This window comes from Telluria sp. AC161 (assembly GCF_979258535.1).
The window spans coordinates 4,066,865-4,091,498 of sequence record NZ_OZ409861.1 but is presented as its reverse complement, the minus strand read 5'-3'; the positions used below and the strand labels follow the sequence as shown (position 1 = coordinate 4,091,498).

Genomic DNA, 24,634 nt, shown 5'->3' with positions numbered 1-24,634 from the left:
TGGGCGGCTATGCCGCCCACGCGTTCAAACTGAGCAAGCTTCGTTGAACGCGTGGACGGGGAACCCGTCCACCCTACGTGGTGGTGAAACAGTTTATTTTGCTGGGGTAGCTGGTGCTGCGGTAACGCGAAACTTGATGACAACTTCATCGGCGACCATGCTCGTGTCTTTCCACTCGCCTTCGCCGATATTGAACGCCAGACGCTTGATTGGCAACTGGCCTTCGAACACGGTTTTTGCACCAGCCGCCTTGACCGTCAGCGGGAACGTGACATTGGCGCTCTTGCCTTTCAGGGTCAGCTTGCCCGACACCGTCAGCTTGCCGGCACCGGCCGCTGCGATGCTGGTCGAGACGAAAGTAGCCTTAGGAAATTGCGCCGAATTGAACCATTCCTTCTTGGCCACTTCCTTGTTATACATGGCGTCGCCGATATCGAAGCTGGCCGTCGTGATCTCGACGCTGGCGCTGGCCGCCGCCGGCTTGGCGGCGTCGTAATCGATCTGCGCCGCGAACGTGCGAAACGGTGCTTCCACCGGCACGTTCATCTGCTTGAAGACAGCCGAAACACCGCTGGCTGCCAGGTCGGTCTTGAGTGGCGCGGCCTGCACGGCAGCGACGCTGCCGGCAACCAGGCTGGCCAGCAGCAGGGCCTTGATGGAATTCATGGTTTTTCCTTCGGGGTAGGGATGGGAAGCATGCGCTTCATGATGCCGTCACGGTCGATGAGCAGGTGCTTGAGCGCGGCAAGTACGTGCAAGGCAACAAGGGCCGCCAGCAGCATATTGAGCCAGTAATGCAGGCCGCGCAGCGTCTCGCGCAGCACCGGGTCGGGGCCGATCAGCACCGGCAGCGGGAACTTGCTGAAATAGACGACCGGATAGCCGGCCGCCAGGCTGAAGAAATAGCCGGATAGCGGCACGGCGAACATCAGCACGTACAGCGCCAGATGCAGGCCGTGGGCGGCGCCATGCTGCCAGCGCGGCAACCCGGCAGGATACGCAGGTGGCTTGTTGAACAGGCGCCATAAAAGGCGTAGCGCGGCCAGTGCCAGGATCGTCACGCCGGCCCACTTGTGCCAGCTCGTGTAGCGCAGCTTGGCCATGCTGATGCCCTGGATGTCGGTCATGACGAGGCCAAGGGTAAAAGTACCGATGATCGCGATGGCCATCAGCCAGTGCAGCACGATTGCAGGAATCGAATAGCGACGCATTTTTCTTATAAGTAATTAGTACGGGCTAGAACTAACTCACTATAGCAAAAAAGGCCGTCGTGGTGTTGACACGGTTTTACATGCCCAACAAGCCACACCGGATTGCAAAAGATACACCACCACGTTCTGCCGAATGTAATATCTGGTTATGAGCGCATTCATACCCTGCATGCCGTTTGCCGCCAGAGCGCGTGTCGCTGCTGTCTGGGTTGCTCTTGTTTGCGCCGCGCCTGTCCTGGCGTTCGCCCATGGCCAGGCCAATCCTGTCGATCTGGCCGATCTGGCCGACCTGTCGATCGAGGAACTGGCCAATATCCAGGTGACGTCGGTCTCGAAGCGGCCCGAGCGCCTGCAGGACGCATCGGCGGCGGTGTTCGTCATCACTGCCGACGACATCCGCAGCTCCGGCGCCGATTCGCTGCCCGAGGTATTGCGTCTTGCGCCCAATCTGCACGTGGCGCGCATCAATGGCTATGCCTACTCGATCAGCGCGCGCGGCATGAACAGTGGGCCAAGCGTCCTGTCCAACAAGATCCTGGTGCTGATCGATGGCCGCTCGGTGTATACGCCGCTGTTTGCGGGCGTGTTCTGGGATGCGCAGGACGTGCTGCTCGAAGATATCGCGCGCATCGAGGTGGTCAGCGGGCCGGGTGGCGTGATGTGGGGCCTGAACGCCGTCAGTGGCGTCATCAATATCAGCACGCGTTCGGCCTTCGATACGCAGGGCGGCATGGTGGCGCTGCATGGCGCCAGCGACGGCGCGGCCGGCGCCGCGTTTCGCCAGGGCGGCACCAGCGATGGCGGCGTGGCCTGGCGCGCGTATGGCAAGGTCACGCGGCGCAGCGACAGCGAGCGCATTGGGGACGGGCGCATCGACGACGGCTACCGGCGCGCGCTGGTGGGCGTGCGCGCCGACTGGGAGCAGGGCGACGATGCCTTCTCGGTCGTGGGCAATCTCAATCGCGGGCGCCTCGATCAGCCGGCGCCGGGCGAACTGGCCACGCCGTTCGGCCCATCCACATTTGGCCGCGTGCGCTCGGATGGCGCCAACCTGCTGGCGCGCTGGCAGCGCACACTTGACGCGGGCGCCAGCGTATCGCTGCAAGCCTTTCTCGATCACACCGTGCGCGAGGCGCCGCCACTATTCGCCGAGCGCCTCACGACCGCAGACGTGCAGTTCCAGCACACGCTGGCCACCAAAGGCCGCCATGACCTGATGTGGGGCGCCAACTACCGCAGCACGCGTGACCGCGTCACCAATAGCCCCTGGGTCGCGTTCCTGCCGGCGCGCAAACTGCTGCGCTGGGGTAGCGTGTTCGTGCAGGACGACATCCTGCTGAACGACGACTGGCGCCTGACGCTGGGCGGGCGCGTCGAATACAACCATTACACCGGCATCGAATGGCTGCCGAGCGCGCGCCTGTCGTGGCGCCTCTCGCCCCAGCAAGCGCTGTGGGCATCGGCCGCGCGCACGGTGCGCTCGCCCGCGCGGCTGGACGTCGATGCCTGGGTGCCCGGCCAGGCGCCGTTCATCCTGCGCGGCGGGCCGCACGTGCGCAGTGAAGTGGCGCGCGTGCTCGAACTGGGCTACCGCGGCCAGCCGGCGGCGGGCCTGTCGTACACGGTCGTGCTGTACCACCACGATTACGACCATCTGAGGGGGCAGCAGATCGACCCCACCTTCAGTTACGTCGAATTTGCCAGTCTGCTCAAGGGCAGCGCCAGCGGCATCGAAACCTGGGGCAATTGGCAGGCACTGCCGCGCTGGCGCCTGTCGGCCGGCTGGACGGCGCTGCACCAGCGCCTGGCCCTCAAACCCGGCGGCAACGACGTGATGGGCGTGGCCGCGGCGCGGCGCGACCCGTCCCATACGCTGCAACTGCGGTCGCACTACAACATCGACGATGCGCGCGAGATCGACGTCACGCTGCGCCGGACCGGCGAGATGCCGGCGTCGCGCATTGCGTCGTCGACGGCGCTCGATGCGCGCTTCGGCTGGCGCTTGCGGCCGGGCGTGGCCTTGTCGGTGTATGGCGAGAACCTGAATGGCGGGCACGCGGAGTTCGGCTCGACCACGTATTGGGCAGAGTTCGAGCGGCGTGTGGGAGCGAAGGTCAGGTGGGATTACTGACGCGCCGGGGCCGGCGCATCATGAATGCAGATGCATGCACGATGCCGCCGTGTGGCGGCATCGTGCGCAACATCAGATCTCTGCCGCCAGCTTGGCGGCCAGTCCGATGTAGTTTGCCGGCGTCATTGCCAGCATCAGGTCTTTCGCTTCCTGCGGCACGGCCAGCGTTCCGATGAATTCACGCAGTGCGTCGCGGGTGATGCCCTTGCCGCGCGTGAGTTCCTTGAGCTGCTCGTACGGGTTCTCGATGCCGTAGCGGCGCATCACGGTCTGCACCGGCTCGGCCAGCACTTCCCAGTTCGCGTCCAGGTCCTGCTCGAGGCGCGCTGCGTTCACTTCCAGCTTGTTCAGGCCACGCAGGCAGCTGTCGTAGGCCAGCAGCGTGTAGCCGAAGCCCACGCCGATATTGCGCAGCACCGTCGAATCGGTCAGGTCACGCTGCATGCGCGAGACTGGCAGCTTGTCGGCCATGTGGCGCAGCAGCGCGTTGGCCAGGCCCAGGTTGCCTTCCGAGTTTTCGAAGTCGATCGGGTTGACCTTGTGCGGCATGGTCGACGAGCCGATTTCGCCGGCCTTCAGCTTCTGCTTGAAGTAGCCCAGCGAAACGTAGGTCCAGATGTCGCGGTTCAGGTCGAGCAGGATCGTGTTGGCGCGCGAAAACGCGTCGAACATCTCGGCCATGTAGTCGTGCGGTTCGATCTGGATCGTGTACGGGTTGAAGGTCAAGCCCAGGCGCGTCTCGATGACGTCCTTCGAGAACGCCGGCCAGTCGAAGCCCGGATAGGCCGACAGGTGCGCGTTGTAATTGCCGACCGCGCCATTCATCTTGCCCAGGATTTCGACGTCAGCGATGCGCTTCATGGCGCGCTGCAGGCGGGCGACGACGTTGGCCATCTCCTTGCCCAGCGTGGTCGGGCTGGCCGTCTGGCCGTGGGTGCGCGACAGCATCGGCAGCGCCGCATTGGTATGCGCGATCTCGGTCAGCTTGGCGATGATCGCCTGCAGCGCCGGCAGCATCACGCCATCGCGCGCCGCTTTGAGCATCATGCCGTGCGATGTGTTGTTGATGTCTTCCGAGGTGCAGGCGAAGTGGATGAATTCGCTGGCCGCGACCAGTTCCGGCACGTCCTTGACCTGCTCCTTGAGCCAGTACTCGACCGCCTTGACGTCATGGTTGGTGACCGCTTCGATTTCCTTGATGCGGGCCGCGTCCTTCTCGCCGAAGTTGGCCGCCATGCCGTCCAGGTGAGCGATCGCTTCGCTCGAGAATGGCTTGATCTCGGCGAAGCCTGCCTGCGACAGCGCCTGCAGCCACGCGATTTCCACCTTCACGCGGTGGTGCATGAAACCCGTTTCCGACAGGATGGGACGCAGCTTGTCGGTTTTGGTGGCGTAACGGCCATCGAGCGGGGACAGGGCCGACAGGGTCGGCGACAGAGCAGTAGAGGTCATGGCTGGCGTGTCGGTCAAAAACGCGGATTTTACCACTGGCCGGCCGTCCACCCCTTGCCGATGCTGCGATGTTGCAGCGCACCGTAGCGGCGCCGGTGCAGGTTTTGCGGCTGGGGCCGATGCTATACTGAAGTCCAATTTCCACTTGCGTACATCCATGAAACTCATCGGTTCCGTTGCCAGCCCCTACGTGCGCAAGGTGCGCGTCGTGCTGGCCGAGAAAAAGCTCGACTGCGCCTTCATCCTCGAAAACGTCTGGTCGGCCGACACCACCATCGCGCAGACCAACCCGCTGGGCAAGGTGCCATGCCTGCTGATGGATGACGGCAGTGCCCTGTACGATTCGCGCGTGATCGTCGAATACCTCGACACGCTCACCCCGGTGTGCAAGCTGCTGCCGCCGAACGGGCGCGAACGGGCCGAGGTCAAGGTCTGGGAAGCGCTCGCCGATGGCGTGCTCGATGCGGCCGTGCTGGTGCGCCTTGAAAAAACGCTGCGCCCCGAAGCGCAGCAAAGTCCCGAGTGGATCGCCCGCCAGATGGGCAAGGTGACTACCGGCCTGCGCGTGATGTCCGAGCGCCTGGGCGAGGGCGCCTTCTGCCGCAGCAACCAGTACACGCTGGCCGACGTCGCCGTGGGCTGCGCGCTGGGCTGGCTCGCGTTCCGCTTCCCCGAGATCGACTGGCGCGGTGACTACCCCAACCTGGCGCGCCTGTTCGACAAACTGTCCGAACGCCAGTCGTTCAAGGACACCGTGCCTGTCGTCGCCGCATGATGGACAACAACCTGTCCACGACGGTCATCTTCGGCGAAGCGCTCGTCGACGACTTCAACAACGAGCAGATCGTCGGCGGTGCGCCGTTCAATGTGGCGCGCCACCTGTCCGCCTTCATGGCGCCGTGCCTGGCAATCACGCGCATCGGTAACGACCGCAGCGGCCAGCTGGTGCGCGCCGAGTTCGAACGCTTCGCCATGAGCGACGCCGGGCTGCAGGTCGATCCGATCGAAGAAACCGGCCGCGTGCTGGTCGAGCGCGGCCCGCGCGGCCACCGCTTCACGATCCTGCCGCACCAGGCCTACGATTTCATCGATGCCGCCACGGCCGGCGCTGCGCTGGCGGGCGTGCAGCCGGCCATGGTCTATTTCGGTATGCTGGCCCAGCGCAACCTGCAGTCGCGCGCCGCTCTGACGGCAGTGCTGGCGGCCAGCAGCGCGCCACGCTTTCTCGACCTGAACCTGCGCGACGGCCAGTACGACGAACGCGGCGTGGCCCGCTCGCTGGACGCGGCCAACATCGTCAAGGTCAATGAAGAAGAATTGCAGGCGCTATTCGGCTGGTATTGCCAGATCCAAGCCGACGCCCCGGCGCTGTCGGCCGACGAAGTGCGCGCATCATGCCAGGCCTTGCTGACGATGTTTTCGCTCGACGCGCTGATCGTCACGCTGGGCCACCGCGGCTCGGTGTACTTCGGCAGCGATGGCAGCGCGCTCAAGAACCACGAGACGCCGGCGCCGCCGTTCGTCATCGACACGGTGGGGGCGGGCGACGCCTTCTCGGCCATTTTCCTGCTCGGTACGGCGCGCGGCTGGTCGCTGGACGTCACGCTCGCGCGCGCGAACGAATTCGCCGGTGCGATCTGCGCGATACCGGGTGCGGTGCCAAGGGATATGGGGTTTTACGACAAGTGGATGACGCGCTGGCGCTGAGGGTGCGCTAGTGCCTGAAGCGCCGGACTCCCGGGCGGGAGTCCGGCCGGCAAAGCTTACTCGCCGATCTGGGTCTGCAGGTAGTTCTGGATGCCGATCTTGACGATCAGGTCCAGCTGCGTCTCCAACCACTCGATGTGCTCTTCGGTGTCTTCGAGAATCATCAACAGCAGGTCGCGCGACACGTAATCGGCCGCCGCTTCGCAGGCGCCGATGCCTTCCTTGACCGTCACGTGCGCGGCACGTTCGAGTTTCAGGTCGCATTCGAGCGTTTCCTGCGTCGACTCACCGATCATCAGCTTGTGCAGCGCCTGCAGGTTTGGCAGCGCGTCGAGCATCAGGATGCGTTCGATTAGCTTGTCGGCGTGCTTCATTTCGCCGATCGATTCGTCGTATTCCTTCTTCGCCAGCTTGTCCAGGCCCCAGTGGCGATACATGCGCGCGTGCAGGAAGTACTGGTTGATCGCGGTCAGCTCGTTGGTCAGCTGTGCGTTCAGCAGACGGATGACGTTTGGATCGCCTTTCATGGGGTGCCCTCGGTAATGTGTTGAATGACCTCCATGATAGCAAACAGAGAGCCATTAAAACGCTAGAAATTGCGCGAAAATGGGTAAAAAAGCGCATTAAATAACGCGAAATGTGCCATTTCTGCGCGTAATAGCAACCGTTCTCAGTTCACTGTGCGAACGGTTCTCACTACCCGGTTACACCGTTGCCACCGACGAAAAAAAGCCCCGCACAGATTGCGAGGCCAGCGCTACCGGAAAATCGAAGAAGGCTCAGGCAGCCTGTGGCAAGCGGCGCACTTCGGTGACGGTGGTCTTGCTGTCGATGTGCTCGTGCAGCACTTCGCGTGCATAGCTGACGCAGGTGCCGCACATGGTGCCCACGCCCAGTTCCTTGCGCAGTTCGGCGATCGACGAGATGCCCAGTTCAGCAGCCTGGCGGATTTCACGGTCGGAGATGTTATTGCAGACACAGACGATCATTGGAGCAACCCTTTTGAAACAACCATTGCAGTTTAGTCTATAAAATGCGAATCATTCTCATTTGCGTTGCTATTTTCTGTAAACTCGACCGTGAACGCAAGCGAAATTTTCGGTTCAAATGCACTTTTTTTGGACTTGACCGTCTGGCAATGACAAGCTGCAAATAGAAATAATTCCTATTTAGGTTTATGATACCGGGATCGTTCCAGTCGCTGTCTCATACGCGCAACAATTTTTCGGAAGCCGCCATGACCCACGCCGCATTGCCAACCCTCGACTCGCTCAAGACGGGCCAGAGCGCCACCGTTGTCCATCTTGCGTCCGGTGCGCAGGAGGGCGGCATCGACGTCCAGCGCCGCCTGATGGAGCTGGGCTTCGTGCCGGGCGAGCGCATTCGCGTGCTCAAGCGCGTGATGGGCGGTCCGCTGGCCGTCAAGGTCGGTGAATCCACCTTTGCGCTGCGCCGCTTCGAAGCTGCTCTCGTCTCGATCCAGGCGGACTAGTCGCATGGGAGTCATGGAATCGCAAGTCGCGTCACGCACGCCGCTGGTTGCACTGCTGGGCAACCCCAACTGCGGCAAGACCGCGCTCTTCAACCGCCTGACCGGCGCGCGCCAGAAAGTCGCCAACTACGCCGGCGTCACGATCGAACGCAAGGAGGGCAGCTTCACGTCGCCCGCCGGGCGCGCGTTTCGCGTGCTCGACCTGCCGGGCGCCTACAGCCTGAATGCGCAGACGCCCGACGAAGGCATCACGCGCGACGTGGTCGCCGGCCTGCGCGCCGGTGAAGTCCCGCCCGACGCCATCCTGTGCGTCGTCAACGCCACCAACCTGCGCCTGAACCTGCGCCTGGTGCTCGAGCTGCGCCGTCTGGGCCTGCCGATGGTGCTGGCGCTGAACATGGTCGATGTGGCCAAAAAGCGCGGCATCGAGATCGACACGGCCAAGCTCTCGCAAGAGCTGGGCATGCCGGTCGTCGAGACGGTTGCGATTCAGTCCGGCGGCGAGAAGGCCTTGCTGGCCCAGCTCGACGCAATGCCGTTCGGCGTGCCGGTAACGCCCAAACCGCTGTCGGCGATCGACGAAGTGTCGGTCGAAGACACGCAGCGCGAAGTGCGCCGCATCCTGGCCGCTGCCGTCTCGTCGGCGAAGGACACCGGCAACCTGAGCGAAAAGATCGACGGCGTCGTGCTGCACCCGGTCGCCGGTCCGATCATCCTGGCGCTCTTGATGTTCGTGATTTTCCAGGCCGTGTTCAGCTGGGGCGATGCACCGATCGAACTGATCGAGGCGGGCATGGGCGCCTTTGGCCAGATGGTCGGCTCGTGGATCGGCGAGGGCATGCTGCACAGTCTCATCGTCGACGGCATCATCGCCGGCGTGGGCAGCGTGCTCGTGTTCCTGCCGCAGATTCTGATCCTGTTCTTCTTCATCCTGTTGTTAGAGGACGTCGGCTACCTGCCGCGCGCGGCGTTCCTGCTCGACCGCATCATGGGCAGCGTGGGCCTGTCGGGCCGCTCGTTCCTGCCGCTGTTGTCGTCGTTTGCCTGCGCGATTCCGGGCGTGATGGCTGCGCGCACGATCCAGAATCCGCGCGACCGCCTGGTCACGATCATGATTGCGCCATTGATGACGTGTTCGGCGCGCCTGCCGGTGTATGCGCTCCTGATCGCCGCGTTCATTCCCGACCGCGTCGTGGGCGGCTTCATGAACCTGCAGGGCATCGTGCTGTTCGTGCTGTACCTGGCCGGCATTCTGTCGGCGATGGCCGTGGCCTGGTTCATGAAGCGCCGCAACGGCTACAAGCAGCACGCGCTCATGCTCGAACTGCCGGCCTATCACTGGCCGCATCCGCGCGGCCTGGCCTCGGGCCTGCTCGAACGCGCCAAGATCTTCCTGATGCGCGTCGGTACCCTGATCCTGGCCATGATGATCCTGCTCTGGCTGTTCTCCAGCTTCCCCGGCGCACCGGAAGGCGCGACCCATCCGCCGATCTATTACAGCGTGGCGGGCATGATCGGCCGCGCACTCGAAGTCGTGCTGGCTCCGATCGGCTTCAACTGGCAGATCGCCATCGCGCTGGTGCCGGGCATGGCCGCGCGTGAAGTGGCGGTCGGCGCGCTGGGCACCGTGTACGCGCTGTCGGGCGGCGATGAAGTCGGCAATACGCTGGCACCGCTGATCGCCCAGTCGTGGTCGCTGGCCACCGGCCTGTCGCTGCTGGCCTGGTATGTCTATGCGCCGCACTGTCTGCCGACGCTCGCCACCGTGGCGCGCGAAACGGGCAGCCGCAAATATGCCTGGATCATGGCCGGCTACATGTTCGCGCTGGCCTACGTGGCGGCGTTCATCGTCTATCGCGTCACGCTGGCCTTCACCGGAGCCTAACCATGCAAGAACTGACCGTCATCGTCATCGTTACCGTCGCCGCGCTGTACCTGGGCGCGAAGTACCTGCCGGCCCCGCTGCGAGCACGCGCGGTGCTGCTGCTGACAAGGGACGGCCGCCAGTCGGCGCTGGCGCGCTGGCTGCGTACCAGCAGCGGCGGCGCCTGCGGTGGCGGCAGCTGCGGCAGCTGCGCCCCGAAAGCCGCGGCGCCGGCACCGCAGGGCGCGGGCAAGCACCGCGTCATCAAGCTGCACCAGCGCTAGCGCTAGCGGGCTGCAGGTGCGTGGCCAACGGTGCTAAGCTGGCCGCCATCTCCACTTTCCTGTCCACGCCATGATCGTCGTCCACCACCTGAACAATTCGCGCTCGCAGCGCATCCTCTGGCTGCTCGAAGAACTCGGACTCGAGTACGAGATCAAGCGCTACGAGCGCGATCCCAAGACAATGCTGGCCCCGCCCGAACTGAAGGCCGTGCACCCGCTGGGCAAATCGCCCGTGATCACCGATGGCGACCTCGTGGTGGCCGAGTCGGGCGCCATTGTCGAGTACCTGACCGCGCGCGCCTCCGACACGCATGCGCCACGCCTGGTGCCCGCCGCCCGCACGCCGGCGCGCCTGCGCTACACGCACTTTCTGCACTTTGCCGAAGGCTCGATGATGTCGCCGCTGCTGCTCAAGCTCGTGTTCGACAAGATCGAAAGCACGCCGATGCCCTTCTTTGCCAAGCCGATCGCGCGCGGCATTGCGCAGAAGGTCAAGGGCACCTTCGTGCTGCCGCAGATCGCGCTGCAACTGTCTTATCTCGAAGCTGAACTGGGCAAACACCCGTGGTTTGCCGGTGAAGAGTTCAGCGCCGCCGACATCCAGCTGAGCTTCCCGCTCGAGGCAGCTGCCTCGCGCGGCGGGCTCGATGCCAAGTACCCGAACCTGACCGATTTCCTGGCCCGCATCCATGCGCGGCCGGCGTACCGCCGCGCGCTCGAGCGCGGTGGCGAGTACGCGTACGCGAAGTAAGGCCAGTCCCCACCACGGTCGCGCATCTTCCCGCGACCGTGCAACCGGTTTATGATGGGCGCCTTCCACGTCTCTTCATGCCCACATCACATGTCTACTCCGGGAAAGCTGCTCGCGATCGACGGCCTGAACATCGTGCGCCGCGTCTACGAAGCCAGCCCCGAGCCCGATTCCGACCTGAAGGCCAGCATCGCGCTGCGCCATGCGTTCTCGTCGTTTCGTAACGTGCTCGAGGCGCATGCGCCGACCCACGTGCTGGCTGCTTTTGATTATGGCGGCCCCACCTGGCGCCATGCGCTGTATCCGCGCTACCGCGAGGGCAGGGCGGCAATGCCGTCCGAACTGCGCGCGGCGCTGCCCGAATTTCACGACCGCCTGCGCGCGGCGGGCCTGCATGTGCTGATGGTGCCCGAGGTCGAAGCCGACGATGTGATCGCTACCGGCGTGATGCGCTGGCTGTCCGAAGGCCGCGGCACGGCGGTCGTGGCCACCACCGACAAGGACCTGCATCCTTTGATCGCACACGGCGCGCTGGTGTGGGATCATTTCAAGAACGAGTGGCACGACGACGCCTGGGTCCGTGCACGCTTTGGCGTGGCGCCCGAGCAGTTGCACGACCTGCTGGCGCTGATGGGCGACCCGACCGATGGCGTGCCGGGCGTGTCGAAGGTCGGCATGAAAACGGCGGCGCGCCTGCTGGGTGCGTACGGCAATCTCGAGGCCGTGATGGCCGGCGCCGGCATCCTCAAGACGCCACTTGGCGAGAGATTGCGCGCCGAGCGTGAGATACTGGAGATGTCACGCTGTCTGGTGTCGCTGAAACTGGACGTGCGCCTGGGCGTGACATGGAAAACACTGGCGTACGAAGGCTGATTTATTCAGCGCACTGACAAGGAATGTGAAGCTATGCTCAAAGCGGTCATCGTGGATGCAAACGCCGTCTCGCGCTCGACGCTCGGCACCGTGCTGGCCGACGGCAGCTACAACGTGGTCGGCGCCACGCACACCAGCGCGCTGGGGTTGGCGCTGGCAGTCAAGCACCACCCGCACGTGATCTGCATCGCGCGCGAACAGGTTGAGGACGGCAGCGACGTGGTCGAGCAGCTGCGCGCGACGCTGCCCAAGACGCTCGTGTTTCTGGTGTCGGGCACGCTCGACGCCGCCGCAGTCCAGAGCGCGCTGGGGCGTGGCGTGCACGGCTTCATCGTCAAGCCGTTCAAGGCCGACACCGTGCTCAAGACGATCCGCAATACCGTCATCGCCTTCGTCAAGCAGCAGCAGCAGGCGCCGGGCAAGCCGGGCTGATGCAGGCTATGCGCGGCGCTGCACTTCGTCCGACGCGAGCACGGCCAGTTCGCGCAGTGCGCGCATCTCGCGCTCGCGCAGGCGGCGCGGCTCGGTATCGAGCACGCACAGCGAGCCCAGCGCGAGCCCGTCGGCGGTGCGTACCGGGTAGCCGGCATAAAAACGGATGAACGGCGCGCCGGTGACCATCGGGTTGTCGGCAAAGCGCGGATCGGCACTGGCATCCTCGACCACGAAAGGCTCGTCCTGCATCAGCGCGTGACTGCAGAAGGCCAATGAACGCGTGGTCTCGCGGTTTTCCATTCCGACGCGCGATTTGCACCACTGGCGCTCTGCTGACAACAAGGTGATCAGGGACATGGGGCAGCCCGTGGCGTGGCCGGCAAGCCAGGTCAGGCGATCGAAGGCCACGTCATCTTCCGAATCCATCAGGCCGCTGTGAGCGAGCGCTGCCAGCCGCTGTGCCTCATTGGTCGGGACCGGGTAATCCGGCGCCGAAGCCGGCAGGAACTCCGCAGCCACTGGGGTACTTGTCGCCTTATCGGCTTCTTTTAATGCGACTCGCTCGCGCACCAGGCGCATCACGGCGCTGTAGCGCACACGACGATGGCCGCCAGGTGTCTTCCAGGCCGGCAAATCACCGCTCTCCATCCATACCTGGGCCGTACTGACAGCAACACCAAGCAACTGCGCTGCTTCGCGGGTAGTCAGTATCGGATCGTTAAATTCATGTGTTTTCATGACATCGTTCATGTGATTTGCTGCTTTTATTTTACACGAAGCAACTAAAAATGACGAATACAACGATTCGCTTGAAAATAATGATTGACCTTAAGTTTTTTATTAGCAACAATAGATTCTGTCCGTCATATTCGTCATATTTACGCGCAACGGCGCGTCGTCTTTTCATGAATCCTCCGCTCTTTCAACCGCACTGTGCGTCGCCTCAGTACGAGACTGCCCGTCTCGATGCCCTGCGTCGTCTGGAGCTGCTCGACAGCCCGCCCAGCGAAGCGTTCGATCGCATCACACGCATGGCCGCGCAATTATTCGGGTTGCCGATCGCGGCGGTCTCGCTGACCGACGCCAACCGTCAATGGTTCAAGTCGAAGGTCGGTATTACCCACGACACGATTCCGCGGATGAGAGCGCCGTGCGCGATGGTGTCGGACGAGCGCGAGGTACTGGTCGTGCCGGATTTGCTGGAAGACCCGTATTTCCGCGACAGCCCGCTGGCGGACGGCGGAATCCGCTTCTATGCCGGCGCGCCGCTCACGACCAGCGAAGGCTTTTGCCTGGGCGCGATGTGCGTGCTCGGTACCGAACCGCGCCAGGTCAGCCTGGCCGAGCGCCAGGCGCTGACGGACCTGGCGACCATGGTGATGGCGCAGATCGAACTGCAGCATGCATTCGGGCGCGTCGATCCGGTCAGCGGCCTGCCGAACCGCAACCAGTTCATCATCGACTTCAATGACCTCGAACTGTATGAGCCGAATGGCGAGGTGCGCCTCGCCGCCCTGATCAGCCTGGCCAGCCCGCAGGAACTGAGCGATGCCCAGCGCGTCATGGGGTCGAGCTATCTCGACGACATGGTGCGTGAAACGGTGCCGCAGCTGCGCCTGGGCGGCGCCGGCAAGATCTATCATGTGGGCAGCACGCAGTTTGCGTTCTTCGCGCCGCGCGGCTTGTCGATCGAGCCGTTCTGCGAGCAGATGCAGTCGTGGCTCGATGCGCGCGCCAGTTATGGTCAGGCGCGCCTGATCACGACGACGACGGTGGGCATCGCGCCGTTCACGGTCGGCCAGACCGAAGGCCTGGACCTGCTGCGCAATATGCACAGCGCCGCGCACGATGCGCTGGCGGCCGAACGCTGCGTGCGCGTGTTCTCGTCGCATCACGACGCGATCCTGCAGCGCCGCTTCTGGCTGGTGACCGAATTCGGCGCCGCGCTCGCGAGCGAGGACGAACTGCATCTGGTATTCCAGCCCAAGGTCAGCCTGCTCGATGGCGCCTGCGTCGGTGTCGAAGCGCTGCTGCGCTGGAACCATCCGACGGCCGGCGCGATCTCGCCCGGCGAATTCATGCCGGTGATCGAGACGACGTCACTGGCGCGCGCCACCACCGAGTGGGTGCTGCGCGCGGCGCTGCGCCAGATGGTCGCCTGGCGCCGGGACGGTCTGGCGTTGCAGGTGGCGGTGAATGTCTCAGCCGTGAATCTGGAAGAGCCGGATTTCTGCGACCGCGTGCTGATGGAATTACAGCACCATGGCCTGGCGCCATCGTGCCTGGTGATCGAGCTGACCGAAAGTGCGCTGATGCGCAATCCAAAGGTCGCGCAGGCCACGCTCGAGCGCCTCGGGCGCGCCGGCGTGCAACTGGCGATCGACGACTTCGGCACCGGCTACAGCAGCCTGTCGTACCTGCAAAGCCTGCCGGCGAACGTGGTCAAGATCGACCAGAGCTTCATGCGCAACCTGGTCCAGGACGAACGCTGCCGCGCGCTGGTGGGCACGATGATCAAGCTGTCGCACGATCTCGGTCACAAGGTCGTGGCCGAAGGCGTCGAAACGGTGGAAGTGGAAGATTTCCTGCGCCTGGCCGGCTGTGACGAGGTCCAGGGTTACCTGCACGCGCGGCCGCTGGCGCCCGCCGTGCTGGTGGAGTGGCTGGCGGCGCGCCAGCCTTGATGTGGCGTCAGGCGGCGCTTGAGCGCACGTCGATGATGCCGCCGCCCAGACACACGTCGCCGTCGTACAGCACGGCCGACTGGCCCGGCGTGACCGCCCATTGGGCTTCATCGAAATCGAGCGCGAAGCGCGCGTCGCCATCGGCCAGCACGCGGCAGGCCATGTCGGCCTGGCGGTAGCGGGTCTTGGCCGACAGCGCGCCGGCCGCCGGTGCGTGGCCGGCGATCCAGCTGGCCTGGCCGGCTTCGAGCCGGTCCGACAGCAGCCACGGATGATCATGGCCCTGCACGATGTAGAGCGTGTTGGCCTCGATGTCCTTGCGCGCGACGAACCACGGCTCGCTGATACCGTCAGCGGTCTTGCGTGACTTCAGACCCCCGATCCCGATCCCCTTGCGCTGGCCCAGCGTGTAGAACGACAGGCCGACGTGTTCGCCCACCTGTGTGCCGTCGTCGAGCCGGATCGGGCCCGGCTTGTAGGCCAGGTAGCGGTTCAAGAAGTCGCGGAACGGCCGCTCGCCGATGAAGCAGATGCCGGTCGAATCCTTCTTGGCCGCGTTGGGCAGCTGGAGTTTTTCGGCGATCTTGCGTACCTCGGTTTTCGGGATCTCGCCCAGCGGGAACAGGGACTTGGACAACTGCGCCTGGCTCAGGCGATGCAGAAAATAACTCTGGTCCTTGGTGGCGTCGAAGGCCTTGAGCAGCTCGAAGCTGCCGCTGGCCGTGTTTTCGCGCACGCGCGCATAGTGGCCGGTGGCGATCAGGTCGGCGCCCAGCTTCATCGCATGGTCGAGAAAGGCCTTGAACTTGATTTCGGCGTTGCACAGCACGTCCGGGTTCGGGGTGCGGCCGGCCTGGTATTCGCGCAGGAACTCGGCGAACACGCGGTCCTTGTATTCGGCGGCGAAGTTGACCGCCTCGATGTCCACACCGACCACGTCGGCCACGCTGGCCGCGTCGATCCAGTCCTGGCGCGTCGAGCAGTATTCGGAATCGTCGTCGTCTTCCCAGTTTTTCATGAACAGGCCGACCACGTCGTAGCCTTGTTCCTTGAGCATCCAGGCCGCGACCGAGGAGTCGACTCCGCCCGACATCCCGATCACGACTTTTTTCTTGCGCATGTTACGTCCGTAGTGAATTCTTCAGATCCCGCCTTCGAAGACCGAAGGGTGGGTGTGCAGCAGCGAGAGCGGCGTGCTCTGGCCGGCCAGGTAGTCGTCCACGCAGCGCAGCACGATCGGGCTGCGGTGGCGGTCCACGGTGGCGGCGATTTCGTCGCGCGTCATCCACATGGTGCGCAGGATGCCCTCGTCGAGCGGCTGGTCGAACTGGCGCCCGACGCTGCCGGCAAAGGTGAAACGCAGGTAGGTGACGTCGGCATTGCGCGACTTTGAGTGGTAGCGCGACATGTACATGCCCACCAGCGAGCGCGGGATGAACTCGTGCGCCGTTTCTTCGAGCGCTTCGCGCACCACCGCCTGTTCCAGCGATTCGTGCGGGTCGAGATGGCCGGCGGGCTGGTTCAGCTTGATACCTTCGCTCGTCTCTTCTTCGATCAGCAGGAACCGGCCCTCGTGCTCGATGATCGCTGCCACGGTAACCGATGGTTTGAAGATATCGCTCATGCCTGTCCTTGAAAATGAGCCGGTATTCTACCTTGACAAGGCCCGTGTTTGCTCAGCCGGTCGCTTCCTGCAACGTTGGCATGTGGTTAATCGGGCTTGATCTGACGCAAAAACAACCATCATGGCTCCGTGCGCCCTGCACGGTCTCTACGGATGATCAAATCGGCCACGCAAATTTAATATTTGAACAATCACTGTAAAGACGTGATAGATTTGCTGGCGCGGCAGTTCAACGAATGGAGGGATCCATGAGAATTGGTATTCCGGCCGAAACCCGGCCGGGCGAGACCCGTGTTGCAGCCACCCCCGAGACCGTGAAAAAGCTGGCCGCACGCCACGAGGTCATGGTGCAGGCCGGCGCCGGCCTGCATGCGGCGGCGCCAGACGCCGCGTTCGAGGCCGCCGGCGCCGTCATCGTCGATGCCCCTGGCGCGTTCGGCGCCGACCTGGTGCTCAAGGTGCGCAGTCCCGCTGCCGGCGAGCTGGCCATGATGCGCCGCGACGCGGTGCTGGTCGGGATGCTCGATCCCTTCGATGGTGAGAATCTCGCTGCGCTGGCCACCGCCGGCATTACTGCCTTTGCCCTGGAAGCCGCGCCGCGCATCACGCGCGCACAGTCGCTCGACGTGCTGTCGTCGCAGGCGAACATCGCCGGCTACAAGGCCATCCTGCTGGCCGCAAATAGCTACGGGCGCTTCATGCCGATGTTGATGACTGCCGCCGGCACCGTCAAGGCTGCGCGCGTGCTGATCATGGGCGTCGGGGTGGCAGGCCTGCAGGCCATCGCCACCGCCAAGCGGCTGGGCGCCGTGATCGAAGCATCCGACGTGCGCCCGCCAGTGAAAGAACAGGTGGAGTCGCTTGGCGCGAAATTCATCGACGTGCCGTATGAAACCGACGAAGAGCGCGAGATCGCGGCCGGCAGCGGCGGCTATGCGCGCGCGATGCCGGCCGACTGGATGCGGCGCCAGGCGCAGCTCGTGCACGAACGCGCGAAGCTGGCCGACATCATCATTACCACGGCCCTGATTCCGGGCCGGCGCGCGCCGGTGCTGATCGGCGAAGACACGGTGCGGGCCATGAAGCCGGGGTCGGTGATTGTCGACATGGCCGTGGCGCAGGGTGGCAACTGCGCCCTGAGCGAGATCGGCGCCACTGTCCTCAAGCACGGCGTGCACATCATCGGCGAACCCGATCTGGCCACGCTGGTGCCGGCCGATGCCTCGGCCCTGTATGCGCGCAACGTGCTCGATTTTCTCAAGCTGGTGATCGACGCCGACGGCCAGTTCCATATCGACCGCGGCGACGAGATCGTGCGCGCGACCCTGATGTGCAGCGCCGGAGAACTGCTGCGCAAGTAAGACGTTGGCATCGTTGACAAGAACGGACAGGAGACACCATGGACATCAGCCACACCGTCATCAACCTGATCATCTTCGTGCTGGCGATCTACGTCGGCTACCACGTGGTCTGGACCGTTACACCGGCGCTGCACACGCCCCTGATGGCGGTCACCAACGCGATTTCGGCGATCGTCATTGTCGGCGCCATGCTGGCCGCGGGCCTGACCGAAGGCTTGACGGGGCGCGTGGCAGGCACGCTGGCCGTGGCTCTGGCGGCCGTGAACGTGTTTGGTGGCTTCCTCGTCACGCAGCGCATGCTGGAGATGTTCCGCAAGAAGGCGCCCAAGGCCGCGCCGAAGCAGGAGGATGCGGCATGAACGCCATCAGCATGAACCTGGTCACGCTGTTCTATCTGGTCGCCTCGGTGTGCTTCATCCAGGCGCTCAAGGGCTTGTCGTCGCCATCGACGGCGCGCCTGGGCAATGCATTCGGGATGGCCGGCATGGCGATCGCGGTGCTCACCACGGTCGCGCTGATGCTCAAGCTGCAGGAGCGGCTGCAGCAGGGCGGGGGACTGGGATTCGGCCTGGTGCTGCTGGGCGTGGTCGTGGGCGGCGCGATTGGCGCCACCGCCGCGAAAAAAGTCGAGATGACCAAGATGCCGGAGCTGGTCGCGGCGATGCACTCGCTGATCGGGCTCGCCGCCGTCTGCATCGCGATCGCGGCAGTGGCCGAGCCGTGGGCCTTCAACATCACGACGCGGGGCGAACCGCTGCCATTCGGGAACCGGCTCGAGCTGTTCATCGGCACGTTCGTCGGTGCGGTGACGTTTTCGGGCTCGGTCATCGCCTTCGGCAAGCTGTCGGGCAAGTACAAGTTTCGCCTGTTCCAGGGCGCACCGGTGCGCTTTGCGGGCCAGCACATCCTGAATCTGTTCGTCGCCATCGCGATTGTCGCGCTGGGGCTGGTCTTCTGCTTTACCGATGGCCTTGAACCCGCATGGGGCGCGTTCATCGTGATGGCGGCGCTGGCGTTCGTGCTGGGCGTGTTGATCATCATCCCGATCGGCGGGGCCGATATGCCGGTGGTGGTATCGATGCTCAACTCGTACTCGGGCTGGGCGGCGGCGGGGATCGGCTTCTCGCTGAACAACGCCATGCTGATCATCGCCGGCTCGCTGGTAGGCTCGAGCGGCGCGATCCTCTCGTACATCATGTGCAAGGCGATGAACCGCTCGTTCTTCAATGTGCTGCTGGGCGGCTTTGGCGGCGAAGCGGTGGCCGACGCGGGTGGCGCGAAAGAGCAGCGGCCCGTCAAATCCGGCTCGGCCGAAGACGCCGCGTTCATCCTGCAGAATGCCGAATCGGTGATCATCGTCCCCGGTTACGGCCTGGCCGTGGCGCGCGCACAGCACACGGTCAAGGAACTGGTCGACAAGCTGACCGCCCACGGCGTGACGGTGCGCTACGCGATCCACCCCGTGGCCGGGCGTATGCCGGGCCACATGAACGTGCTGCTGGCGGAAGCCGAAGTACCGTACGATCAGGTGGCCGAGATGGAAGACATCAACGGCGAATTCGGCCAGACCGATGTGGTCCTGGTCCTGGGCGCCAACGATGTGGTGAACCCGGCCGCAAAAGACCCGAAGTCGGCGATTGCAGGCATGCCGATCCTGGAAGCCTACCGGGCCAAAAGCATCATCGTCAACAAACGCTCGATGGCCTCCGGCTACGCGGGCCTGGACAACGACCTGTTCTACCAGCCCAACACGATGATGGTCTTCGGCGACGCCAAAAAAGTCATCGAAGCGATGGTCAAAGCCGTCGACTAAGCAATAGCCCAACAATTAGGGTCAGAGTCGAATTATTGGCTAATAGCCCTCAGGAACGCTGGCCATCCAGCCTGGCGACTCGTTTGAGTGCGGCGCTAGACGACTGGTCTAATTTTGCTGTATAGTAGGTTCATGGCAAAAGCATTGACATCCGAATCGTCAGGCGTTCGTGACACTATCCTCGACGTCGGGCAACGCATCATGGCTGGCAAAGGGTTCTCGGCCGTGGGCCTGAACGAGATACTGGTCTCGGCCGGCGTGCCCAAGGGATCGTTCTACCATTACTTCGGCTCGAAGGATGCCTTTGGCGAAGCGCTGCTGGCCAGGTATTTCGAGGCCTATCTGGCGGAGATGGACGTCACGCTGCGCAATCCGGATGCGAGGATGGCCAGCAAATTGCTGACCTACTTCGGGCAATGGCGCACGAACCAGTCATTTGATGATTGCCAGGGCAAGTGCCTGGCCGTCAAGCTGGGCGCGGAAGTAGTCGATCTGTCCGAGCCGATGCGCCTGACGCTCAAGCAAGGCACCGCCGGTATCGTTGCCCGTCTGGCCGAGGCCATTGAAGGCGGCATCGCCGACGGTTCGCTGAAGGTGGAGGGCGAGGCCGGGCAGGTGGCGCAGAGTCTGTACCAGCTGTGGCTGGGCGCCAGCCTCATGGCCAAGATCGCGCGGGATGCAGTAGCGTTTGATGCTGCGCTGGCGACTACGCGGCGCCTGTTGCAATTGCCGGAATAACACGAATATCGAACGCTTCACACGAAGCGTTTTTTTGACACACAATCTAGACGACTGGTCTATTAACATCAACAACAAGGAGCCACACCATGAACATTCTGATCGTACTCACCTCGCACGACACCCTGGGCAACACCGGCCGCAAGACCGGCTTCTGGCTCGAAGAGCTGGCCGCCCCGTATTACGCGCTGAAGGAAGCCGGCGCCAACATCGTGCTGGCTTCGCCTGCCGGCGGCCAGCCACCGCTCGACCCGAAGAGTGATGATGCATCGGCCCAGACCGATGACACCCGCCGCTTCAAGGCCGATGCTGCGGCGAACGAGCAACTGGCTGCGACCGTGCGTCTCGACACCGTCTCGCAGGGCGACTTCGATGCCGTGTTTTACCCGGGCGGCCACGGACCGCTGTGGGACCTGGCCGAAGACCGCAACTCGATCGCGCTGATCGAGTCGTTCATCGCTGCGAACAAGCCGGTGGCGCTGGTGTGCCACGCACCGGGCGTGCTGCGTCACGTAAAGAATGCCGACGGCACGCCACTCGTGCAGGGCAAGCGCGTCACGGGCTTCACCAACACCGAAGAAGCCGCCGTTGAACTGACGGACATCGTGCCATTCCTGGTGGAAGACGAGCTCAAGGCAAAAGGCGGTAACTATTCGCGCACCGATGACTGGGGTTCGTATGTGGTCACTGATGGCTTGCTGATTACCGGCCAGAATCCGGGTTCGTCGGCGGCCACTGCCACCAAGCTGCTGGAAGCGCTGTCGCGGTCGAATTGAATCAGTTGATCGTAGGGTGGGCGGGTTTCCCGCCCACGCGTTTGACAAACTGTGACGCACCACGACATCACGTGGATTTGAACGCGTGGACGGCGCAGCCGTCCACCCTACGCTACTGACATGGCAGCCGCCAATACATCGCCGTTGGCAATGTATTGGCGGCCATTTAATAAAACGTTGTCAAACAATTCGACTCTGACCCCAATTGTTGGGTAATTGCTCCGGGTTAGCGGCGGCCGAACATCATCAGGTCGGCCAGCAGCGTGCGGGCAGGGCGGGTCAGGTCGAGGGCGGCCAGGCCCAGGCCGAGCAGCGGTTGCAGCGGGCCGCGGATCGTGAAGGCGCGGGCCATCGTGTCGGTCAGGCCGATGGTCGTGCGGCGGTCGCCTGCGCGGTCTTCTGTGAAGCGGGCGATGGCTTGCGCATCCGTCCCGCGCGCCAGCTGGCGTGCCAGCACCGCGGCGTCGCGCAGGCCCAGGTTCAGGCCCTGGCCTGCTACCGGGTGCAGCGTTTGCGCGGCATTGCCGATGGCGACCGTGCGCGCCGTGGCCCGTGCTTCGGCGTTCAGGCCGAGCGGGAACGCGCTGCGCGGCGATACTTTCGTGAAGGCGCCCAGGCGGGCGCCGAACGCCTCGCCCAGCTGCGTCAGGAAATGGGTGTCGTCCAGCGCCAGGATCGCTTGTGCGCGTTCCGGGCGCATGCACCAGACCAGCGCGTACTGGTGGCCATCGGCGCCGTCTTCGGGCAGCAGTGCCAGCGGGCCTTCGTCGGTGAAGCGTTCAAACGCGCGGTGCGCAATCGGCAGCGCCGTCGTCACGCGCGCGATCACGGCGCTCTGCTCGTAGTCGCGGCTGCGAGCGCGCTGGTCCTGCGCGCCAAACAGGCCGCCTTCGGCCTGCACTGCCACCCGTGCACGCACCGTGCTGCCATCGTCCAGGTGCAGCAGCGCTGCATCCGGCTGTTCATCGAGCGACGTCACGCGCGCCGGGCGCAGCATCAAGACGCCGGCCTGCTCGCCCACCTTCGCCAGTGCGTCGACGACGGCGCCGTAGCGCGTCACGTAGCCCAGGGCCGGCACATCGTGGTCTTCGCGCTGCATCAGGCTGCGGCCCAGCTGGCCGCGGCGCGAGACGTGGATCTCGTGGATCGGCGTGGCGGCCAGCGGCCAGGCGCCCACCTCTTGCAGCAGTTGCGCGCTGCCCCACGACAGCGCAATCGAACGCGGATCTGTAATCGCCTGGCCCAGCGACTTGCCGTCGATAAGCGCGATACGCGCCCCGGCGATGCCGCGCCGTACCAGGAAAGCCGCCAGCGCCAGGCCCACCGGCCCTGCGCCGCAAATCGCCACATCGACGTCGTAAGTTTGGTTCGTCATCGTGCTGCCTTCATCCATGCTTCAATCTCCGCCACGTCTTTCGGTACGTCGTCCGTCAGGATGCGCGCACCCGTATCGGTAACGACGACGTCGTCCTCGATCCGGATGCCGATGTTCCAGTATTCTTCGGGCACGCCGTCGGCCGGCCGCACATAGATGCCCGGCTCCACGGTCAGCGCCATGCCCGGCTGCAGCGCGCGCGATGGTTTCTCGGCCAGCGCCAGATCGCGGTACACGCCCACATCGTGCACGTCCATCCCGAGCCAGTGGCCGGTGCCGTGCATGTAGAACTGGGCGAATGCGCGCGTGCCGATCGCCTCGTCGATCGAGCCGACCTTGCGTTTGTCGAGCAGGCCCAGGTCGAGCATCCCTTCGGTCAGCACCTGCACTGCCGCCTCGTGGATGCCGCTGTACGGTTGCCCGGGCCGGACGGCCGCCAGCGCCGCAGCCTGAGCGCGCAGCACCAGTTCGTACAGCGTGCGCTGCGGCGCCGTGAAGCGGCCGTTGGCCGGATAGGTGCGCGTGATGTCGCCCGCGTAGCCATCGATTTCGCAGCCGGCGTCGATCAGTACCAGTTCGCCGTCGAGAATGCGGCGGTCGTTGGCAATGTAGTGCAGCACGCAGGCATTCGGGCCCGATGCGACGATGGGCGAATACGCTGGCGCCTGCGCGCCGTTGCGGCGAAACTCGTGCAGCAGTTCGGCCTCGATCTCGTATTCGACCATGCCGGGGCGCGTGGCGCGCATTGCGCGCGCATGCGCCGCAGCCGAGATGGCGCCGGCGCGCGCCATCAGGTCCACTTCGTGCGCATCCTTCAACAGCCGCATCTCGTCCAGCAGCACCAAGAGGTGATGCGTCGTTGCCGGCGCCGTCACGCCCGTGCGGCCCAGCGCGCGTACGCCCTTCAGCCAGCCGGTGATCTGCGCATCGAGCGCTGCGCTGTGGCCCGACGCGTAGTACAGCGCCGGTGCATTCGACAGGATGCCGACCATGCGGTGATCGAGTTCGTCGACCGGATACGCCTCGTCGAACCCGAATGCCGTGCGCGCCGCATCGGGCCCGTAGCGAAAGCCGTCCCAGATTTCATGGTCGTGGTCTTTCGCGCGGCAGAACAGGATCGCGCGGGCAGGGCGCGCATCGAGCGCTGCCACCAGCACGAGGACGCTGTCAGGCTCGGCGAACCCGCTCAGGTAGTAAAAATAGCTGTCGTGCCGGTACGGATACGGGCTGTCGCCATTGCGCATGACTTCGGGCGCCGTGCCCAGCACCGCCACTGCGCCTGGCTGCATCTGCGCCAGCACGCGCGCGCGCCGGTCCGCATGCACGGCGCCGGCCGGCATCATGGCGCCGACTTGGCCGGCCGCAGCGGCGCGTTCAGTTCTTCCAGCTGGCCGACGGTGCCGACATTGACCCACTGGCCGTGATACACCTCGCCGCCGATGCGACCCTGCTCGATGTACTGGCGCATTAGGAGCCCGAACTTGACGAACTCGCCCGCGCGGATGCCATCGAACATCTCGGGCCGGTAGACACCGATGCCGGCGAAATTGAACTTGACGTCACCCTCGTTGCGCAGCGTGTACATGTCGAGCGCGAAGTCGCCTTCCGGGTTGTGCCACGGGTTCGGCGTGAGCCACAGCCAGGCGATGTCGCGCTGGTCGACTGCATAGACCTGGCCCACCGCGTCCTTGTCCTTGAGCGCGTCGAGCGCCTCGGTGAAGTCGAAGTAGGGCGCATAGATGTCGCCCGACACGGCCAAGAAGGGTTCGTCGCCCAGCAGGTGCAGCGCATTGGCCACGCCGCCGGCCGTCTCGAGCGGGCTCGGTTCGTGCGAGTAGACGATGCGCGCGCCGTAGCGGCTGCCGTCGCCCAGCTCGGCCTCGATCATGTGGCCCAGGTGCGAGTGGTTGATGACGATGTCGACGATCCCGGCGCGCACCAGGTTCAGCACGTGCCAGGTGATCAGGGGCCGGCCGCGCACCTTGAGCAGGGGCTTCGGGCAGGTATCGGTGAGTGGCCGCATGCGCTCGCCGCGGCCGGCGGCAAAAATCATCGCTTTCATG

At 64.4% G+C, this 24,634-nt stretch carries 26 protein-coding genes; 15 read left to right on the top strand and 11 right to left on the bottom strand.

Features of this window, described 5'->3' with window-relative positions; translation table 11 throughout:
• Positions 1-93: 93 nt before the first annotated feature.
• The gene (locus ACZ0AJ_RS18250) at positions 94-666 is read right to left on the bottom strand and encodes a YceI family protein (RefSeq protein WP_499455877.1); all 573 of its coding nucleotides are present in this window, start codon (positions 664-666) and stop codon (positions 94-96) included.
• Positions 663-1,211, bottom strand: coding sequence for a cytochrome b (locus ACZ0AJ_RS18245; RefSeq protein ID WP_499455876.1), 549 nt, complete (start codon positions 1,209-1,211; stop codon positions 663-665). The genes ACZ0AJ_RS18250 and ACZ0AJ_RS18245 overlap by 4 nt, the downstream gene beginning before the upstream one ends.
• Positions 1,212-1,359: 148 nt before the next feature.
• Between ACZ0AJ_RS18245 and ACZ0AJ_RS18240 the strand changes: the two genes are divergently transcribed.
• Positions 1,360-3,342, top strand: a complete 1,983-nt coding sequence (locus tag ACZ0AJ_RS18240; RefSeq protein WP_499455875.1) for a TOL_0244 family TonB-dependent receptor — start codon at positions 1,360-1,362, stop codon at positions 3,340-3,342.
• A gap of 72 nt (positions 3,343-3,414) precedes the next feature.
• On the opposite strand, the gene purB is transcribed toward ACZ0AJ_RS18240, so the two are convergent.
• A complete protein-coding gene (gene purB / locus ACZ0AJ_RS18235) occupies positions 3,415-4,794 on the bottom strand; it encodes an adenylosuccinate lyase (RefSeq protein ID WP_499455874.1) in 1,380 nt (459 codons plus the stop codon).
• Positions 4,795-4,951: 157 nt separating this feature from the next.
• On the opposite strand from purB, the gene ACZ0AJ_RS18230 reads away from it, so the two are divergent.
• Complete coding sequence (locus ACZ0AJ_RS18230; protein WP_499455873.1) at positions 4,952-5,569, top strand: glutathione S-transferase N-terminal domain-containing protein; 618 nt, start codon at positions 4,952-4,954, stop codon at positions 5,567-5,569.
• On the top strand, positions 5,566-6,501 hold the full coding sequence (locus ACZ0AJ_RS18225) for a PfkB family carbohydrate kinase (RefSeq protein ID WP_499455872.1): 936 nt from the start codon (positions 5,566-5,568) through the stop codon (positions 6,499-6,501). The genes ACZ0AJ_RS18230 and ACZ0AJ_RS18225 overlap by 4 nt, the downstream gene beginning before the upstream one ends.
• 56 nt (positions 6,502-6,557) lie before the next feature.
• On the opposite strand, the gene bfr is transcribed toward ACZ0AJ_RS18225, so the two are convergent.
• Both bfr and ACZ0AJ_RS18215 read right to left on the bottom strand, forming a co-directional pair.
• Positions 6,558-7,028, bottom strand: a complete 471-nt coding sequence (bfr, locus tag ACZ0AJ_RS18220) for a bacterioferritin (protein ID WP_183556014.1) — start codon at positions 7,026-7,028, stop codon at positions 6,558-6,560.
• Positions 7,029-7,280: 252 nt separating this feature from the next.
• Positions 7,281-7,490, bottom strand: a complete 210-nt coding sequence (locus tag ACZ0AJ_RS18215) for a (2Fe-2S)-binding protein (protein WP_183556015.1) — start codon at positions 7,488-7,490, stop codon at positions 7,281-7,283.
• A gap of 248 nt (positions 7,491-7,738) precedes the next feature.
• On the opposite strand from ACZ0AJ_RS18215, the gene ACZ0AJ_RS18210 reads away from it, so the two are divergent.
• From ACZ0AJ_RS18210 to ACZ0AJ_RS18185, 6 genes are all read left to right on the top strand, one after another.
• Positions 7,739-7,993: a FeoA family protein gene (locus tag ACZ0AJ_RS18210; RefSeq protein ID WP_183556016.1), complete on the top strand. Its 255-nt coding sequence runs from the start codon at positions 7,739-7,741 to the stop codon at positions 7,991-7,993.
• Positions 7,994-7,997: 4 nt separating this feature from the next.
• Positions 7,998-9,878, top strand: a complete 1,881-nt coding sequence (gene feoB, locus ACZ0AJ_RS18205; RefSeq protein WP_499455871.1) for a ferrous iron transporter B — start codon at positions 7,998-8,000, stop codon at positions 9,876-9,878.
• Between the two features lie 2 nt (positions 9,879-9,880).
• Positions 9,881-10,141 carry a DUF6587 family protein gene (locus ACZ0AJ_RS18200; protein WP_499455870.1) on the top strand — a complete coding sequence of 87 codons (261 nt, stop codon included), beginning with the start codon at positions 9,881-9,883 and terminating at the stop codon, positions 10,139-10,141.
• 70 nt (positions 10,142-10,211) lie between these two features.
• Positions 10,212-10,892, top strand: coding sequence for a glutathione S-transferase (locus tag ACZ0AJ_RS18195; protein WP_499455869.1), 681 nt, complete (start codon positions 10,212-10,214; stop codon positions 10,890-10,892).
• A gap of 90 nt (positions 10,893-10,982) precedes the next feature.
• Positions 10,983-11,765, top strand: a complete 783-nt coding sequence (locus ACZ0AJ_RS18190; RefSeq protein ID WP_499455868.1) for a 5'-3' exonuclease — start codon at positions 10,983-10,985, stop codon at positions 11,763-11,765.
• 33 nt (positions 11,766-11,798) lie between these two features.
• Complete coding sequence (locus ACZ0AJ_RS18185) at positions 11,799-12,197, top strand: ANTAR domain-containing response regulator (protein ID WP_499455867.1); 399 nt, start codon at positions 11,799-11,801, stop codon at positions 12,195-12,197.
• Between the two features lie 6 nt (positions 12,198-12,203).
• Here ACZ0AJ_RS18185 and ACZ0AJ_RS18180 read toward each other — a convergent pair whose 3' ends face one another.
• A complete protein-coding gene (locus ACZ0AJ_RS18180) occupies positions 12,204-12,938 on the bottom strand; it encodes a GAF domain-containing protein (protein ID WP_499455866.1) in 735 nt (244 codons plus the stop codon).
• 167 nt (positions 12,939-13,105) lie between these two features.
• Here ACZ0AJ_RS18180 and ACZ0AJ_RS18175 point away from each other — a divergent pair, with 167 nt between their 5' ends.
• On the top strand, positions 13,106-14,884 hold the full coding sequence (locus ACZ0AJ_RS18175) for a sensor domain-containing phosphodiesterase (protein WP_499455865.1): 1,779 nt from the start codon (positions 13,106-13,108) through the stop codon (positions 14,882-14,884).
• Between the two features lie 7 nt (positions 14,885-14,891).
• Here ACZ0AJ_RS18175 and mnmA read toward each other — a convergent pair whose 3' ends face one another.
• Entirely contained in the window at positions 14,892-16,004 is a 1,113-nt protein-coding gene (gene mnmA, locus ACZ0AJ_RS18170; RefSeq protein ID WP_258835920.1) for a tRNA 2-thiouridine(34) synthase MnmA, read from the bottom strand.
• Between the two features lie 21 nt (positions 16,005-16,025).
• Positions 16,026-16,508, bottom strand: coding sequence for an NUDIX hydrolase (locus tag ACZ0AJ_RS18165; protein WP_258835919.1), 483 nt, complete (start codon positions 16,506-16,508; stop codon positions 16,026-16,028).
• A 248-nt stretch (positions 16,509-16,756) separates the two neighbouring features.
• Between ACZ0AJ_RS18165 and ACZ0AJ_RS18160 the strand changes: the two genes are divergently transcribed.
• The 5 genes from ACZ0AJ_RS18160 (at position 16,757) to ACZ0AJ_RS18140 (ending at position 21,196) form a co-directional block, all read left to right on the top strand.
• Positions 16,757-17,869 (top strand): Re/Si-specific NAD(P)(+) transhydrogenase subunit alpha, encoded by a 1,113-nt coding sequence (locus tag ACZ0AJ_RS18160; RefSeq protein ID WP_499455864.1) that lies wholly within the window; start codon positions 16,757-16,759, stop codon positions 17,867-17,869.
• A gap of 38 nt (positions 17,870-17,907) precedes the next feature.
• Positions 17,908-18,228, top strand: coding sequence for an NAD(P) transhydrogenase subunit alpha part 2 (locus ACZ0AJ_RS18155; RefSeq protein WP_332533242.1), 321 nt, complete (start codon positions 17,908-17,910; stop codon positions 18,226-18,228).
• Positions 18,225-19,682 (top strand): NAD(P)(+) transhydrogenase (Re/Si-specific) subunit beta, encoded by a 1,458-nt coding sequence (locus tag ACZ0AJ_RS18150; RefSeq protein WP_499455863.1) that lies wholly within the window; start codon positions 18,225-18,227, stop codon positions 19,680-19,682. The genes ACZ0AJ_RS18155 and ACZ0AJ_RS18150 overlap by 4 nt, the downstream gene beginning before the upstream one ends.
• Before the next feature lie 132 nt (positions 19,683-19,814).
• Positions 19,815-20,420 carry a TetR/AcrR family transcriptional regulator gene (locus ACZ0AJ_RS18145; protein WP_499455862.1) on the top strand — a complete coding sequence of 202 codons (606 nt, stop codon included), beginning with the start codon at positions 19,815-19,817 and terminating at the stop codon, positions 20,418-20,420.
• 89 nt (positions 20,421-20,509) lie between these two features.
• On the top strand, positions 20,510-21,196 hold the full coding sequence (locus tag ACZ0AJ_RS18140; RefSeq protein ID WP_499455861.1) for a type 1 glutamine amidotransferase domain-containing protein: 687 nt from the start codon (positions 20,510-20,512) through the stop codon (positions 21,194-21,196).
• 226 nt (positions 21,197-21,422) lie between these two features.
• Here the strand turns inward: ACZ0AJ_RS18140 and ACZ0AJ_RS18135 are convergent, their stop codons facing one another.
• From ACZ0AJ_RS18135 to murU, 3 genes are read right to left on the bottom strand one after another with little or no spacing between them, the layout of a single operon-like run.
• Positions 21,423-22,571, bottom strand: coding sequence for an FAD-dependent monooxygenase (locus ACZ0AJ_RS18135; RefSeq protein WP_499455860.1), 1,149 nt, complete (start codon positions 22,569-22,571; stop codon positions 21,423-21,425).
• Positions 22,568-23,914, bottom strand: coding sequence for a Xaa-Pro aminopeptidase (pepP, locus tag ACZ0AJ_RS18130; RefSeq protein ID WP_499455859.1), 1,347 nt, complete (start codon positions 23,912-23,914; stop codon positions 22,568-22,570). The genes ACZ0AJ_RS18135 and pepP overlap by 4 nt, the downstream gene beginning before the upstream one ends.
• The gene (gene murU, locus ACZ0AJ_RS18125; RefSeq protein WP_499455858.1) at positions 23,911-24,633 is read right to left on the bottom strand and encodes an N-acetylmuramate alpha-1-phosphate uridylyltransferase MurU; all 723 of its coding nucleotides are present in this window, start codon (positions 24,631-24,633) and stop codon (positions 23,911-23,913) included. The genes pepP and murU overlap by 4 nt, the downstream gene beginning before the upstream one ends.
• Position 24,634: the final 1 nt, after the last annotated feature.

Coding starts and splice junctions, on each gene's coding strand:
- ACZ0AJ_RS18250 (WP_499455877.1), bottom strand. CDS start 666: ATGAATTCCATCAAGGCCCTGCTGCTGGCCAGCCTGGTTGCCGGCAGC.
- ACZ0AJ_RS18245 (WP_499455876.1), bottom strand. CDS start 1,211: ATGCGTCGCTATTCGATTCCTGCAATCGTGCTGCACTGGCTGATGGCC.
- ACZ0AJ_RS18240 (WP_499455875.1), top strand. CDS start 1,360: ATGAGCGCATTCATACCCTGCATGCCGTTTGCCGCCAGAGCGCGTGTC.
- purB (WP_499455874.1), bottom strand. CDS start 4,794: ATGACCTCTACTGCTCTGTCGCCGACCCTGTCGGCCCTGTCCCCGCTC.
- ACZ0AJ_RS18230 (WP_499455873.1), top strand. CDS start 4,952: ATGAAACTCATCGGTTCCGTTGCCAGCCCCTACGTGCGCAAGGTGCGC.
- ACZ0AJ_RS18225 (WP_499455872.1), top strand. CDS start 5,566: ATGATGGACAACAACCTGTCCACGACGGTCATCTTCGGCGAAGCGCTC.
- bfr (WP_183556014.1), bottom strand. CDS start 7,028: ATGAAAGGCGATCCAAACGTCATCCGTCTGCTGAACGCACAGCTGACC.
- ACZ0AJ_RS18215 (WP_183556015.1), bottom strand. CDS start 7,490: ATGATCGTCTGTGTCTGCAATAACATCTCCGACCGTGAAATCCGCCAG.
- ACZ0AJ_RS18210 (WP_183556016.1), top strand. CDS start 7,739: ATGACCCACGCCGCATTGCCAACCCTCGACTCGCTCAAGACGGGCCAG.
- feoB (WP_499455871.1), top strand. CDS start 7,998: ATGGGAGTCATGGAATCGCAAGTCGCGTCACGCACGCCGCTGGTTGCA.
- ACZ0AJ_RS18200 (WP_499455870.1), top strand. CDS start 9,881: ATGCAAGAACTGACCGTCATCGTCATCGTTACCGTCGCCGCGCTGTAC.
- ACZ0AJ_RS18195 (WP_499455869.1), top strand. CDS start 10,212: ATGATCGTCGTCCACCACCTGAACAATTCGCGCTCGCAGCGCATCCTC.
- ACZ0AJ_RS18190 (WP_499455868.1), top strand. CDS start 10,983: ATGTCTACTCCGGGAAAGCTGCTCGCGATCGACGGCCTGAACATCGTG.
- ACZ0AJ_RS18185 (WP_499455867.1), top strand. CDS start 11,799: ATGCTCAAAGCGGTCATCGTGGATGCAAACGCCGTCTCGCGCTCGACG.
- ACZ0AJ_RS18180 (WP_499455866.1), bottom strand. CDS start 12,938: ATGAAAACACATGAATTTAACGATCCGATACTGACTACCCGCGAAGCA.
- ACZ0AJ_RS18175 (WP_499455865.1), top strand. CDS start 13,106: ATGAATCCTCCGCTCTTTCAACCGCACTGTGCGTCGCCTCAGTACGAG.
- mnmA (WP_258835920.1), bottom strand. CDS start 16,004: ATGCGCAAGAAAAAAGTCGTGATCGGGATGTCGGGCGGAGTCGACTCC.
- ACZ0AJ_RS18165 (WP_258835919.1), bottom strand. CDS start 16,508: ATGAGCGATATCTTCAAACCATCGGTTACCGTGGCAGCGATCATCGAG.
- ACZ0AJ_RS18160 (WP_499455864.1), top strand. CDS start 16,757: ATGAGAATTGGTATTCCGGCCGAAACCCGGCCGGGCGAGACCCGTGTT.
- ACZ0AJ_RS18155 (WP_332533242.1), top strand. CDS start 17,908: ATGGACATCAGCCACACCGTCATCAACCTGATCATCTTCGTGCTGGCG.
- ACZ0AJ_RS18150 (WP_499455863.1), top strand. CDS start 18,225: ATGAACGCCATCAGCATGAACCTGGTCACGCTGTTCTATCTGGTCGCC.
- ACZ0AJ_RS18145 (WP_499455862.1), top strand. CDS start 19,815: ATGGCAAAAGCATTGACATCCGAATCGTCAGGCGTTCGTGACACTATC.
- ACZ0AJ_RS18140 (WP_499455861.1), top strand. CDS start 20,510: ATGAACATTCTGATCGTACTCACCTCGCACGACACCCTGGGCAACACC.
- ACZ0AJ_RS18135 (WP_499455860.1), bottom strand. CDS start 22,571: ATGACGAACCAAACTTACGACGTCGATGTGGCGATTTGCGGCGCAGGG.
- pepP (WP_499455859.1), bottom strand. CDS start 23,914: ATGATGCCGGCCGGCGCCGTGCATGCGGACCGGCGCGCGCGCGTGCTG.
- murU (WP_499455858.1), bottom strand. CDS start 24,633: ATGAAAGCGATGATTTTTGCCGCCGGCCGCGGCGAGCGCATGCGGCCA.